This is a genomic window from Streptomyces ureilyticus (assembly GCF_011045025.1).
In the GTDB taxonomy this organism is placed as follows: Bacteria; Actinomycetota; Actinomycetes; order Streptomycetales; family Streptomycetaceae; genus Streptomyces; species Streptomyces ureilyticus.
The window spans coordinates 20,768-32,708 of record NZ_JAAKZX010000103.1 but is presented as its reverse complement, the minus strand read 5'-3'; the positions used below and the strand labels follow the sequence as shown (position 1 = coordinate 32,708).

The 11,941-nt window shown below is 71.1% G+C and carries 11 protein-coding genes; 6 read left to right on the top strand and 5 right to left on the bottom strand.

Annotated features, from left to right (window positions below; genetic code table 11):
* The 3 genes from G6048_RS27935 to G6048_RS27925 all read left to right on the top strand — a co-directional run.
* Positions 1-229: sortase domain-containing protein (locus G6048_RS27935; RefSeq protein WP_165342347.1), on the top strand; the 229-nt coding region annotated here is incomplete at its 5' end.
* A gap of 148 nt (positions 230-377) precedes the next feature.
* A complete protein-coding gene (locus G6048_RS27930) occupies positions 378-869 on the top strand; it encodes an RNA polymerase sigma factor (RefSeq protein ID WP_165342357.1) in 492 nt (163 codons plus the stop codon).
* Positions 853-1,386, top strand: coding sequence for a hypothetical protein (locus G6048_RS27925; RefSeq protein ID WP_235990400.1), 534 nt, complete (start codon positions 853-855; stop codon positions 1,384-1,386). Before G6048_RS27930 ends, G6048_RS27925 begins: the two co-directional genes overlap by 17 nt.
* A 2-nt stretch (positions 1,387-1,388) precedes the next feature.
* On the opposite strand, the gene G6048_RS27920 is transcribed toward G6048_RS27925, so the two are convergent.
* The 3 genes from G6048_RS27920 to G6048_RS27910 all read right to left on the bottom strand — a co-directional run bounded on the left by G6048_RS27920 (position 1,389) and on the right by G6048_RS27910 (position 4,276).
* On the bottom strand, positions 1,389-2,204 hold the full coding sequence (locus G6048_RS27920) for an SAM-dependent methyltransferase (protein ID WP_165342346.1): 816 nt from the start codon (positions 2,202-2,204) through the stop codon (positions 1,389-1,391).
* 267 nt (positions 2,205-2,471) lie between these two features.
* Positions 2,472-3,302, bottom strand: coding sequence for an ABC transporter permease (locus G6048_RS27915; protein ID WP_408056182.1), 831 nt, complete (start codon positions 3,300-3,302; stop codon positions 2,472-2,474).
* Positions 3,299-4,276, bottom strand: a complete 978-nt coding sequence (locus G6048_RS27910) for an ABC transporter ATP-binding protein (protein ID WP_165342355.1) — start codon at positions 4,274-4,276, stop codon at positions 3,299-3,301. The genes G6048_RS27915 and G6048_RS27910 overlap by 4 nt, the downstream gene beginning before the upstream one ends.
* Positions 4,277-4,519: 243 nt before the next feature.
* On the opposite strand from G6048_RS27910, the gene G6048_RS27905 reads away from it, so the two are divergent.
* Positions 4,520-5,917 (top strand): MFS transporter, encoded by a 1,398-nt coding sequence (locus G6048_RS27905; protein ID WP_165342345.1) that lies wholly within the window; start codon positions 4,520-4,522, stop codon positions 5,915-5,917.
* Positions 5,918-6,056: 139 nt separating this feature from the next.
* Positions 6,057-7,460, top strand: coding sequence for a sulfatase-like hydrolase/transferase (locus tag G6048_RS27900; protein WP_165342344.1), 1,404 nt, complete (start codon positions 6,057-6,059; stop codon positions 7,458-7,460).
* A gap of 85 nt (positions 7,461-7,545) precedes the next feature.
* On the opposite strand, the gene G6048_RS27895 is transcribed toward G6048_RS27900, so the two are convergent.
* A complete protein-coding gene (locus G6048_RS27895) occupies positions 7,546-9,186 on the bottom strand; it encodes an alpha-L-arabinofuranosidase C-terminal domain-containing protein (RefSeq protein WP_206342212.1) in 1,641 nt (546 codons plus the stop codon).
* A gap of 2 nt (positions 9,187-9,188) precedes the next feature.
* The gene (locus tag G6048_RS27890) at positions 9,189-10,535 is read right to left on the bottom strand and encodes a family 43 glycosylhydrolase (protein ID WP_165342342.1); all 1,347 of its coding nucleotides are present in this window, start codon (positions 10,533-10,535) and stop codon (positions 9,189-9,191) included.
* A 141-nt stretch (positions 10,536-10,676) separates the two neighbouring features.
* Between G6048_RS27890 and G6048_RS27885 the strand changes: the two genes are divergently transcribed.
* A complete protein-coding gene (locus G6048_RS27885; RefSeq protein WP_165342341.1) occupies positions 10,677-11,933 on the top strand; it encodes an ROK family transcriptional regulator in 1,257 nt (418 codons plus the stop codon).
* The last annotated feature ends 8 nt before the right edge of the window (positions 11,934-11,941 follow it).

Sequence of the window (11,941 nt, the reverse complement as noted above, 5' to 3'; positions counted from 1 at the left end):
GTTGCGTCGGGGGGAGGGGATTGTGGTGCGGCTGGAGAACGGCAGCGCTGCGGAGTTCGGGGTTACCGAGGTGCGGACGGTTGCCAAGGCGGAGTTTCCTGCGGATGACGTGTACGGGGACGTGTCGCGGCCGGAGCTGCGGCTCATCACGTGCGGGGGGCCGCGTCGCGGGGACTGGTATCGGGACAACGTGATCGTTTTTGGTGCGTTGCGCTCCGCGAGTGGTTGACCCCAGCCCTGCCCCTTCCCGAAACGGGGGGGTGCGCCCCCGGCCCCCTGCCTACCGCGGGTGGGTGGGGCGCTTCCCTGAGCCGGTGGAACCTAGGCCACCGACTCAGGCTCCTTCCCTTCGAGTGTTCCGACGAACCTGGAGAGCGTTGAAACGGTCCCGTGATGCGGCGGCTTCCGAGCTGTTTGCTGCCCTCTATCCGCGGCTTGCCGGCTGGTGCCGGCGGCTTGTTGATGATGACGAGACGGCTCATGAGATTGCCTCCGAGGCGTTCACTCGGCTGTGGGGGCGGTGGGCCTCCGTCGAGGAGCCTCGTGGGTTTCTGTACGTCACCGCGGCCAATCTTGTGCGGGACCACTGGCGCAAAATGGAACGCGAGCGGAGAGCTGTGCGCCGGGCCACCTCGGAAGCCGCCGTTCGGGCGCCGGTCGAGCAGGCCGACCCCACGGTTCGGTTACTGGTGCAGTCGTTGCCGGAGCGGCTGCGCGTACCGATCCTGTTGCACTACTACGCCGACATGCCGGTCCGGGAGGTGGCCCTGGTGACCGGGCGAAAGGAAGGAACCGTCAAGGCCGATCTTCATGCCGCTCGCGAACTGCTCCGTGCCCATCTGAGGAGAAGCTTTGACCACACGCTTTGACGATGGCAGCCCGGAGTTCGACGGCGACGATCCTCTCGCGGTGATTCTCCGGCCGCCCTCCGAGCATCTCGCCCCGCCCCCTGGCCGTTACGAGGCGATCCGGCGTGGTGCGGCCCGCCGTCGGCTGCTGCGGGCTGCGGCCGGGGCCGGTCTCACGTGCGCGGTCGCCGCTCTCGTCGCTGTGCCGCTGCTGCGGTCCTCCGGCGGGCCCGAGTCGCCTACGCCCCCGATGGCACCGCCTCCCGCGACCAGCCCCGCTGCCCCGCCTGACCGGTCCACTCCGCCCAACTCGGCGGATCCGTCTGCCCCGTCCGCTCCGTCGGAGCCGTCGCCTGAGCCCTCCAGCCCCGAGTTCTCCAGCCCCGAGCCCTCCAGCCCCGAGCCCACCGGCGCGACCCCTCCGGGTGGCCCTGCCGCCTCGTCGCCTCCGCCCACCTCCGGCTCCGGCTCAAGTCCCATTCCCACCCTCGCCCCCTCGCTGCCACCGACCATGAACGGACCGACGGGAACGCCCTGAGCTCAGGCTTTCTCCGCCACGGCTCCCAGTTGGGGAACGAGCCCGGTTTCCCTTCCGGGCTCCGGGCGCCACCGTGAGCAGGAGACGAGGCCTGGATCCAGGAACGTAAGGCCGTCGAAGTACGTGGCGATCTCGTCCTTGCTGCGGGCCGTGACCGGCGGCTTGGCGTTGGCGTTCCAGAAGGCCATCGCTTCCAGTTGGAGGTCGCCGCCGAGTTCGGGCTCCGTGGTGGGGTGGGTCAGGACGAGGAAGCTGCCGGGGGCGAGTGCCGCCACGAGGCGGTGCGCTATGGACCGGGCCTCGGTGTCGTCGAGGACGAAGTTGAGGATGCCGAGCAGCATCAGGGCGACGGGCTTGGTGAAGTCGAGGGTGTCGCCCGTGATGCGGAGGATGGCGTCCGGGTCGTGTACATCGGCGTCGATGTAGTCGGTGGAGCCTTCCGAGGTGCTGGTCAGCAGGGCGCGGGCGTGCGAGAGCACGATGGGGTCGTTGTCGACGTACACGATCCGCGACTCGGGTGCGATCCGCTGGGCGATCTCATGGGTGTTCTCCAGGGCGGGCAGCCCGGTGCCGATGTCGAGGAACTGGCGTACGCCGCGCTCCTCGGCCAGGAAACGCACCGCACGGCTCAGGAACGCCCGGTCGGCGCGGGCGATGTCGCGGATGACGGGGATCATCCCGGCGACGTGGTCACCCACCTGCTCGTCGACGGGGTAGTTGTCCTTGCCGCCCTGCCAGTAGTTCCATACGCGGGCGTTGTGCGCCGTCGTCGTGTCGATGCGTGGGGTCTCCGTGCCGTCGGGCTGGTTCTCGCTCACGTCGTCCTCTCCTCGTACGTCCTCGTAGCCTCGTACGCCGCGTAAGTCTCGTACGCCCAACGGCCGGATGGCGCCGGGCAGTTGGTCACGGGCGTGGTACGGCCTGCCGGTGGGCGTCATTCTGCCGTCACGGGCGTCGTACGTGCGCGTCTCGGGAGCGGACCTTCAACTGCTGCTGGGGAACGGCTTTCGGCCCGGGCCGTGCATGCCTTCGCGGGGCATGTGCCGGTCGGGCCGTAGGCCTGGCGGTTTACCTGCAGGTGTCGCTCAGTGGCGCGGCTCCCATCGGAAGCGCCGGTGCACGCCGTACACGGCAACGGCCGTCCACGCCAAGGCGACCAGCGCCGCCCGGAGCTGTTCCATCGCGCCCAGGTCTCCTGTCCAGCCGCCTCGCAGCAGGTCCATGACCGGTGAGAACGGCAGCCAGGCGGCGACGTCGGCCACCGAGTCCGGCAGCACCTCGCGGGGCGCGAAGACCCCGGAGGCGGACATGGTCACCAACAGGAAGGGCAGGAACGTCAGTTGCGCGCTCTCCGCGGTCCGGGTGAACGCCGCGGTCAGTGCCGCCGCGGCGACCAGCATCGCCACGCCGATGAGCAGGCCGGCCATCACCAGGTGCCAGGCGGCCGGTGCTTCCGCGTCCAGGAACACGGTCATCCCGGCCCCGAGCAGTACGGACTGTACGAGTACCAGCATGAGGGCCGGGAGTGCGCCGCCGGTGAGGATCTCCCAGTCGCGCAGTTCGCCGGTGCGCAGCCGCTTCAGTACGAGGCCTTCGCGGCGTACGACGTACACGCCGACCAGGTTCGTGTAGACGGCGAAGAACAGCGCGTTGGCCAGCGCGGCGGGCAGCATGACGGTGGCCACCGAGAGGCCGGTGCCGTCCAGGTCGAGGCCGTTGACCATGCCGCGCATCGCGAAGGCCACCACGCTGGGCAGGATCACCGCGTTGACCATGGACGCCTTGCTGCGCAGCAGCAGCGTCAGCTCGGCGCGGCCGAGGGCGATCATGCGGGCCGCGGCGGTGGTGGTGGCCTGTGGGGTCGAGGCCGTGGACGTGGCCGAGGGCGCTTGTGCGGTACGGGCTATTGGTGTCATCGTCGTGTCCCCTCGCGCTCCGGGGCCGCTCCCGCGAGACCCTTGCCGTTCTCCATGCCCGTGTTCTCCAGGCCCTTGGCGATCTCCATGAACGCCTCCTCCAACGTCGCCGACCGGGCGTCGAGGCCGCGCAGCTCCACGCCCTCGTCGCGGGCCCACAACAGCAGTGCGGTAGCGGTCTGTTGCAGATCACCGGTCTCCAGGTGGACCGTCCGGCCGGACTGCTGGTGCGCTGTCACGCCCAGTGCGGCGAGCGGCGGCAGATCGCCCAGGAAGCGGTCGAGGGGCAGCTCGAAGCTGATCCGGGAGGGCCGTTCGGCGACCACGTCGGCCACCGTGCCGGACGTGGCGATCATCCCCCCGTGCATGATCGCCAGCCGGTCGGCCAGCACCTCCACCTCCTCCAGATAGTGCGTGGTGAGCAGCACCGTCGTGCCCTGTTCCTTCAGCTCGCGGACCAGGTCCCAGGTGTCGTGACGGGACTGCGCGTCCAGGCCGGTGGTCGGCTCGTCGAGGAAGAGCACCTCCGGCCGCCCCAGCAGCGCCAGCGAGAGGTCGAGCCGACGCCGTTCGCCGCCGGAGAGCTGTTTGACCCGTACCGACCCCCGCCCGGACAGCCCGGTCAGCTCCAGCGCTTCCGCCGCCGGCCGGGCCCCGCTGGTGCAGCCCGCCCACATGCGTACGGTCTCCATGACCGTCAACTCCGTGGGGAAGCCGCCCTCTTGGAGCATCACCCCGATACGGGGCCGGACGTCGGCGCGTTCGCGGTACGGATCGCGGCCGAGCACGCGGACGGTTCCGGCGGCGGGGACGGCCTGACCCTCCAGGAGTTCCAGGGTGGAGGTCTTGCCGGCCCCGTTGGTCCCGAGGAGAGCGAAGAGCTCGCCCTGGGCGACCGTGAGGTCGACGCCTCGTACGGCCTCGAAGCCCTGATAGCGCCGCCGCAGACCGGCGGTTTCGATGACTGCGTCCATGTACTCCAGGCTCCCGGCGAGCCGGGGCAGTTGGGAGTGCGGTCTGTCATGGGCCCTCATGACATCTGTCATGTACGGGTGGGGGCCGCGGAGTTGGTGGTACGGGGTCGTGGGGTTGCGGTCGCGAGTGGCATCCGGCATGCGGTCTTGACCCTGGCGCGCACCGGCTGGAAGCCTGATCGTTCCGCTGGAAAGGTTCGCGCCCGCAACCGCTCGCATCAACGCCGATCGGAGCGCACCGCCATGGCCGACGACCATGTCCCCGCGGATGCCGCACCCGCCGGGGACGCCGAGTTAGCCGGAGACCGCGACGCACCACCCGCGCAGCCCATGCGACAGGTGATCGCCGCCAGCCTCTCCGGCGCCGCACTGGAGTGGTACGACTTCAACCTGTACGGACTCTCCGCCGCCCTCGTCTTCAACAAGCTGTTCTTCCCCGACGTCAGCCCCGTGCTCGGCACCCTCGCCTCACTGGCCACCTTCGGTGTGGGCTTCGTCCTGCGACCGGTGGGTGCGCTGCTCTTCGGGCACCTCGGTGACCGCGTTGGCCGTAAGAAATCCCTGGTGGCGACCATGCTCATCATCGGGACGTGCACCTTCCTGATCGGTCTGCTGCCCGACTACCGGGCCATCGGCATCTGGGCGCCGGTGCTGCTGGTCACGCTGCGCATGGCCCAGGGCCTCGGTCTGGGCGGCGAATGGGCCGGCGCCTCGCTGCTCGCCGTCGAGCACGCCCCGCGTCACCGCCGCGGATTCTGGGGCAGCATTCCGCAGGCCGGCGGCCCCGTGGGGTACCTGATGGCCATCGGCCTCGTGAGCCTGTTCGCCCTGCTGCCGGAGGACGAGTTCCTGAGCTGGGGCTGGCGGGTGCCGTTCCTGCTGAGCATCGTGCTGATGGTCGCGGGCCTGCTCGTACGCCGGACCATCCAGGAGACCCCGGACTTCGAGCGGGTCAAGTCCGCCGGTGCGCGGGAGAAGGCGCCCCTTGCCACGACGCTGCGCAAGTACCCGCGTACGACCGCGCTCGCCTTCGGTGCGCGACTGGGCGAGGCCTGCAGTTCGCAGGTCTACCAGCCGTTCATCATCGCGTACGCCACCACCACCCGTGGCTACCCGCAGTACGTCGCGCTCGTCGGCGTGGTCCTCTACAACGTCCTCGGGCTCCTGCTGATGCCCGTGGCGGGCGCCGTATCGGACCGGATCGGCCGTAAGCCGCTGTACCTGACCGGCGCGGCGTTCGTCGCGGCTTCGGGTTTCCCGTATCTCGCCCTGGTCGACGAGGGATCGACCGCCGCCGCGTGGAGTGCGATGGCCCTGGCGGGACTTGGCGGTGCGGTGTGCATGTCCAGCATCCAAGGCGCGTACTTCGCGGAGTTATTCGGGGCTCGCGTGCGTTACTCGGCACTCGGGATCGCGACGCAGGGCTCGGCGATGGTGGCCGGTTTCGTCCCGGCCATCGCGACGGCCCTGGTCGCGGGGGCCGGGGGGAGCTGGCCGGTGGGGGTGCTGCTGGCCGTTGTCGGCGCGATTTCGTTCGTATCGGCGTGGCTGCTGTCGGAGACGCGGGGTGGGGCGGAGGGGGATCCGGCGAGTGATCCAGGGTCGCTGATGAAGGGCCGGAAGGGCCGGGCCACTTCGTGATCGGCCGGGGCGCGTCATGAGCGACCGGACCACCTCGTGACCGGCCGGGGTACGTCATGAACGCGCGTCATGAATGAAGGGCCCCCTTCACCACCGGATCACTTCACCACCGACGTCACACCGAAACGGACCACGCACCATGACACTCGGCGATTCCCTCTCCGGGCCCGCCACGCCCACGCCCACGCGCCGTCCGAACGTCCTCGTCTTCTTCACCGACCAGCAACGCTGGGACACCACCGGCCTGCACGGGAATCCCCTGGGCCTCACCCCGGCCCTCGACCGGCTCGCCGCGGACGGCGTGAGCGTGGACCGTTCCTTCACCTGTCAGCCCGTCTGCGCGCCCTCGCGCGCCAGCCTCCAGACCGGGCAGTACCCGACCACCACCGGGGTCTTCCGCAACGGCCTCCCTCTCCCGCGGGACACCCCGACCCTGGCCCGCGCGTTCCGGGACGCGGGCTACGCGACCGGCTACATCGGCAAGTGGCACCTCGCCGGCGGCCGTACGGCGGGCCCGGTGCCGGAGGAGGACCGGGCCGGCTACGAGTACTGGCTCGCCGCCAACCTGCTGGAGTTCACCTCGGACGCGTACGAGACCACGCTGTACGACGGCGACGGCACCCCGCACCACTTCGACGGCTACCGCGCCGACGCGCTCGGCACCGCCGCGATCGACTTCATCGAGCGCGAGCGCGAGCGGGAGCGGGAGTGGGACGGGGACGGGGACGGTGATCGGGACCGGCCGTTCTTCCTCTTCCTGTCGTTCCTGGAGCCGCACCACCAGAACTCCCGCGACGACTATCCGGCTCCGACCGGCTACAGCGACCGCTACGACGCCCCCTGGGTGCCCTCCGACCTCGCGGCCCTCGGCGGCGGCAACTGGGCGCAGCACCTGCCCGGTTACTACGGAATGGTGCGCCGGCTGGACGAGGTGCTCGACCGCGTCGTCTCCGTCCTCCAGCGGCGCGGGGAGCTGGACGACACCGTCATCCTCTTCACCTCCGACCACGGCTGCCACTTCAAGACGCGCAACAGCGAGTACAAGCGCAGCGTCCACGACGCCTCCGTACGCGTGCCCACCGTGCTGCGCGGACCGGGCCTGCGCGGCGGCGTACGCCTGCCGGAACTGGTCGGCCACGTCGACCTGCCCCCCACCCTGTTGCAGGCGGCGGGCCTGCCCGTACCCCCGCAGATGCAAGGGCGCTCCCTGCTGCCGCTGTTGCACGGCTCGGACCCCGACTGGCCGCAGGAGGTCCTGATCCAGATCAGCGAATCGGAGGTCGGCCGAGCCCTGCGTACGGACCGCTGGAAGTACGCCGCGACCGCCCCGGACGCCGACCCCTGGAACGACCCGCGCGCCGACCGCTACCAGGACGCCTACCTCTACGACCTGCACTCCGACCCGCACGAACTGACCAACCTCGTGGCCGACCCGGCCTACGACGACGTAAGGGCGGAGCTGAGACAGCGGCTCGTACAGCGCATCGTCGAGAGCGGCGAACCGCGCCCGGTGATCACAGCGGGTGAGCCCGACGGCGCATAGGGGCGGCGAACTGCTGCCGCTGATACGGCGGCCGGAGCCTCCCGCGAGATGCCGGCGACCTCGGGTGGCACGTGCCACCCGAGTCTCACGTCAGGTCGAAGGCCAGCACGGTGACGGAGTGCGCCGGGAAGTCGTAGCGACCGTCCGGCGTCTCCACGACCGGGCGATGGCGGACGGCGACGACGTCCGGAGCGCTCAGGCTGTTGGCGGCGAGCAGGTCGTCCACGTCCGCGCCCAGATCGCGCACCTCGGCCACCGCCGGGACGGCGCCGGTGCGGCCGTCCCGCACGATGCGGGTGCGAATCGCCGTGTCCCGGCGGCGGTTGACGACGGCCAGGTGGAGGCGGCGGCCGTCGGCCGACAGCGTGGCACTCGCGTCGAGGTACGGCACGACGCCGGGCCGGGTCGCGAACGCGCCGTCGCCCTCCCCGTTGTCGCCCTGACGTACGGCCGCGGTACGGGCCGGACCCTCGACCGCGGTCGGCAGCGCCACCGGTCCGGTGTGGTTCTGGTACAGGTCCCACACGTGGTACGAAGCCGACTTCACCACTCCGCCCGGGCGGACTTCGAGCAGCCCGTTGGCGTTGACCAGATTGACCGTGTTGGCCATCGTCACCGGCGCCGGCAGGGAGACCGTCTGGTGCAGGGTGTGGAAGACGCCCGCGTAGAACAGCGCGTCGGCCAAGGTGCGTGAGCTGTAGCGGTCGACCCGCAGCCGCCGCGGCCGCGGCTCGCCCGAGCCGTCCGGCAGCTCCCGCGGCGCGGTGCCGCCGTCGGCGCCGGGCGCCGGCTCGGGCCAGTCGGCGGGCTCCAGGTGGCGGATGTTCCACTCGTCCAGCGCGAGCGCCGGAGGGCGCTCCAGGCCTGCCTCGGCGGAGAGTTCGACCACCAGGTGGGCGTAGTCCTGGATGCGCTGCTCGAAGTACAGCGGCTGGGCGACGACGGCCTCGTAGTCGTCGTCACCGGCCCTGGCGGTGTACGGGTGCGTGGTGGCCCCGTAGAGGTGCAGCGAGAGGTAGTCGATCAGCGAGCCCGCCCGCTGGAGCACGGGCCGCGTCCATTCCTCCTGCTGCCAGGGGCTGCCGCAGGCGATCAGCCTGATCCCGGGATCGACCAGGCGCATGAAGCGGGCGTGCTCGCGGGCCGCGGCGGCGTACTCGGTCGCCGGGCGGTGGCCCATCTGCCACGGTCCGTAGGGCTCGTTGCCGATGCCCCAGTAGCGCACGCCGTACGGCTGCGGGTGGCCGTTTTCCTTGCGGCGGCGGGTGTAGGCGGTGTCGCCCGCGTAGTTGGTGTACTCCACCCAGCGCACCGCGTCGTCCACGCTGCGGCAGCCGTGCACCAGGAACGGCGCGGCCCCGACGTCCGCGCACCAGGCCAGGAACTCGTCGGTGCCGAAGCGGTTCGACTCCTCCCTGCCCCAGGCCAGTTCGAGCCGCCGCGGGCGCGTGGAGCGGTCCCCGATGCCGTCCTCCCAGTGGTACGGGGAGGTGAAGTTGCCGCCGGGCCAGCGGACGTTGGGGATGCCGAGCTCGCGGCACAGAGCGAGCACGTCCTCGCGGAAGCCGGCCCGTACGCCGGGGCCCGGCTCGGACAGCGGTGAGCCCTCGTCGAGGACCCCGCCCTCGATGTTGCCGAAGAACGCCGACTCCAGGAAGTGGCCGTAGATGTCGCGCTCGATGCGGCCACAGGGGTGCCGGGTGTCGATGTCGATCAGTGCCTGCACGGTCAGTCGCCGGCCGGTCGGTTCTGCCTGCGGCGGACGTAGAGCCGGTTGCCCTCGGGCCCCGTCCATTCCAGGCGTACGACACCGGGGACGGCGGCGTCCGCGACGCGGGACGGGTGGGACCAGTACCCGGCCTTCGGGTTGCGGAAGAATGTGGCCCAGAGCGCGCCCTCGTGGTCGCTGAAGAAGTTGTTGTGGCCCGCGCCGACGCCCGCCGTCCACCTCCGCGAGTACGGGCCCTCGAAGCGGTCCGCGACGGCGACGACCGCGTCGTACTGGCACTGCGTGCGGCCGGTGCCCGGCCGGTCGTAGGCGTAGCGCGTGGTGCCGTCGTCGGCGTCGGACGAGCGGTTCCAGGCGGCGTGGAGGAGGTAGTACTTGCCGCCGTGCTTGAAGACGTACGCGCCTTCGAGGTACGGCTCCTCAGGGTAGGGCGACTGCCGGAACCTCGGGAGGTTCGTCGTTGGGACGACGTCCTCCATGTCGTCTCGGAACGTGGCGTACAGGTCGTTGTGCAGCACGAGCCACGCGTCGTCGCCCTCGGCGTAGATGCTGCCGTCGATGTGGTGGTACGCGCCGGGCTCGATGAACGGCGGCCCGCCGGCGACCGGTTCGCCGAACGGCTTGTCGAGGTTGCCCTCGGCGAGCCGGTACGGACCCGCGACCCCGCCCTCGCTCACCAGCAGGAACGAGCCGACCTTGCGCGAATGGTCACCCATGCACGCGACGATGTACCAGCGGCCGCGGACGTGGTGCACCTCCGGCGCCCACACGTTGCCGCGCTTGCCGAACTCCTCGTCGTGCCAGTACTGCTGCCAGGGCGCGACGACCGTACGCCCGGGCCGGTTCTCGCCCGCGAACTCGGGCGACCACACCTTGCCCTTGTCGGCGCCGGGACGGATGCCGGTCGTGTCGGCGAGGCGCCACGGTCCGCGCAGCGACCGGGACACCCACACGAAGATGCCGTCGTTCCACGAAGCGGACGGGTCGGGCCCAGGTGCCCGGGTGGTGCCCGTGGCGACGTAGAGCGGACTGCCGTCCACGACGAAGCAGTTGACGTAGGTGTCCCGCATCCAGACCCGGCCGCGCTCCTCGTCCCGGGGGCGCAGTTCGAGCGGCAGGACGAAGGAGTTGTCGTCGCGCGGCCAGAGGTCGGGGCGGGTGTCGGCGAGGCCGTACGGCGCGAGGTCGGGCCAGTTCTCCGGGGACGCCCCGCCTTCTAAGCGTCGCGTCGCCCGGTCCGCCGTTGCGGAGGTTGTTGTGGGCAGGGCCGCCGCCACTCCCAGGGTGCCGGCGCCTGCCAGCAGGGCCCTGCGGCCGATGGGCGGCCGGTTCATGTTGTCGGTCATCAGCCAAGTCCTCCCTCGTCGGGCCGCCCGGGGGACGGCATGACGCCCAGGATGCGAACGGCCGCGGTATTTCGTCAACAGCCCGGAAAAATATTCTGGCGATTTTGAGCCGACTCATTGACGAAATAATTCGGTGCTCACATGCTGTCCGGCATGCATCCCATGCATCCACACGACGGCCCGCTGACCCGGCTCCGGCGCAGCCATGAGCAATCCGTTCTCGAGCTGCTCCGCAAGTACGGTCCGCTGAGCCGTGCCGAGCTGGGCACCCGCAGCGGGCTCTCCCGCACCACGCTCTACGACATCGTCGCCGGCCTGGTGACCAGCGGTGCGGTGGTCGCCGGCACTCCGTACGTCGAGGCGCGCAAGCGGGGGCGCCCGGTGGAGAAGCTCAGCCTCAACCCGGCCGCTGGGGAGGCGGTGGGCATCGACTTCGCGCGCCGTGCCGTGCATGTCGCCGCGGTCAACCTCGCCCACGAAGTGGTCGGTTCGGCCAGCGAGGGGCATACCGGGGAGCTGTCCTGGCCCGAGCGGGTGGACATCGCCGTACGGCTGCTCGACTCGCTGACGACCCGTGCGCCGGCCGAGGTCGAGGCCGGGGACGGCGGCTCAGGGCGGGCCCAGGCCGTCCACCTCGGCGCGCTCCGCGCGATCGGCGTCGGCGTGGTCGGTCCGACCACCGACCCCGGCAGCGAGAGCGCCCACGCGCAGGGCATCGACGGCCTGCCGGACCTGCTGCGCAAGCGGTTCGGGGTGCCGGTGCTGCTCGACAACAACACCCGCCTCGCCGCACTCGCCGAAGCGGTGTGGGGCGCGGCGGCGGACAGTGGCGACGTGCTCTACCTGCGGCTGTCGCACGGCGTGGGCGGCGGGCTCGTCGTGGGCGGCGCGCTGCACCGGGGCAGGTACGGACTGTCCGGCGAGTTCGGACACATCACCGTGGACCCGGCCGGCGAGCGGTGCGAGTGCGGCAAGACCGGCTGCCTGGAAACGCGCGCCTCGCTCGACGCGGTCCTGCGCCGGTACCGGGAGGCGGGCGGCCGGGCGGACAGTCCTGCGGACTTCCTGGCCTCAGCGACAGCGGCCGACCGGCCCGCACTGGAAGTCCTTGCCCGCGTCGGCAGTGAGGTCGGCCAAGTCCTCGCCGCGGTCTGTCACGCCGTCGGCCCCGGCGTGATCGTCGTCGGCGGCGAACTGGCCCAGGCCGGCGACGCCCTGCTCGCACCGGTCGAACAGGCCCTGCGACAGCACCTGATGCCGCTGGCCTGCCACCACGTGGACGTACGGCGCGCCACGCTCGGCGAGGCCGGCAGCGCCCTGGGCGGCATCGCCCTCGTACTCCATGAAACCCCCCTGCTCACCCACTACCCGCAGCCCGTCTCCGAGGAGAACGCATGAGTCCACCA

What these genes read in the sequence shown, in the direction of transcription:
- G6048_RS27915 (WP_408056182.1), bottom strand. Translation starts at nt 3,302, where the DNA reads ATGACACCAATAGCCCGTACCGCACAAGCGCCCTCGGCCACGTCCACG.
- G6048_RS27910 (WP_165342355.1), bottom strand. Translation starts at nt 4,276, where the DNA reads ATGGACGCAGTCATCGAAACCGCCGGTCTGCGGCGGCGCTATCAGGGC.
- G6048_RS27905 (WP_165342345.1), top strand. Translation starts at nt 4,520, where the DNA reads ATGGCCGACGACCATGTCCCCGCGGATGCCGCACCCGCCGGGGACGCC.
- G6048_RS27900 (WP_165342344.1), top strand. Translation starts at nt 6,057, where the DNA reads ATGACACTCGGCGATTCCCTCTCCGGGCCCGCCACGCCCACGCCCACG.
- G6048_RS27890 (WP_165342342.1), bottom strand. Translation starts at nt 10,535, where the DNA reads ATGACCGACAACATGAACCGGCCGCCCATCGGCCGCAGGGCCCTGCTG.
- G6048_RS27885 (WP_165342341.1), top strand. Translation starts at nt 10,677, where the DNA reads ATGCTGTCCGGCATGCATCCCATGCATCCACACGACGGCCCGCTGACC.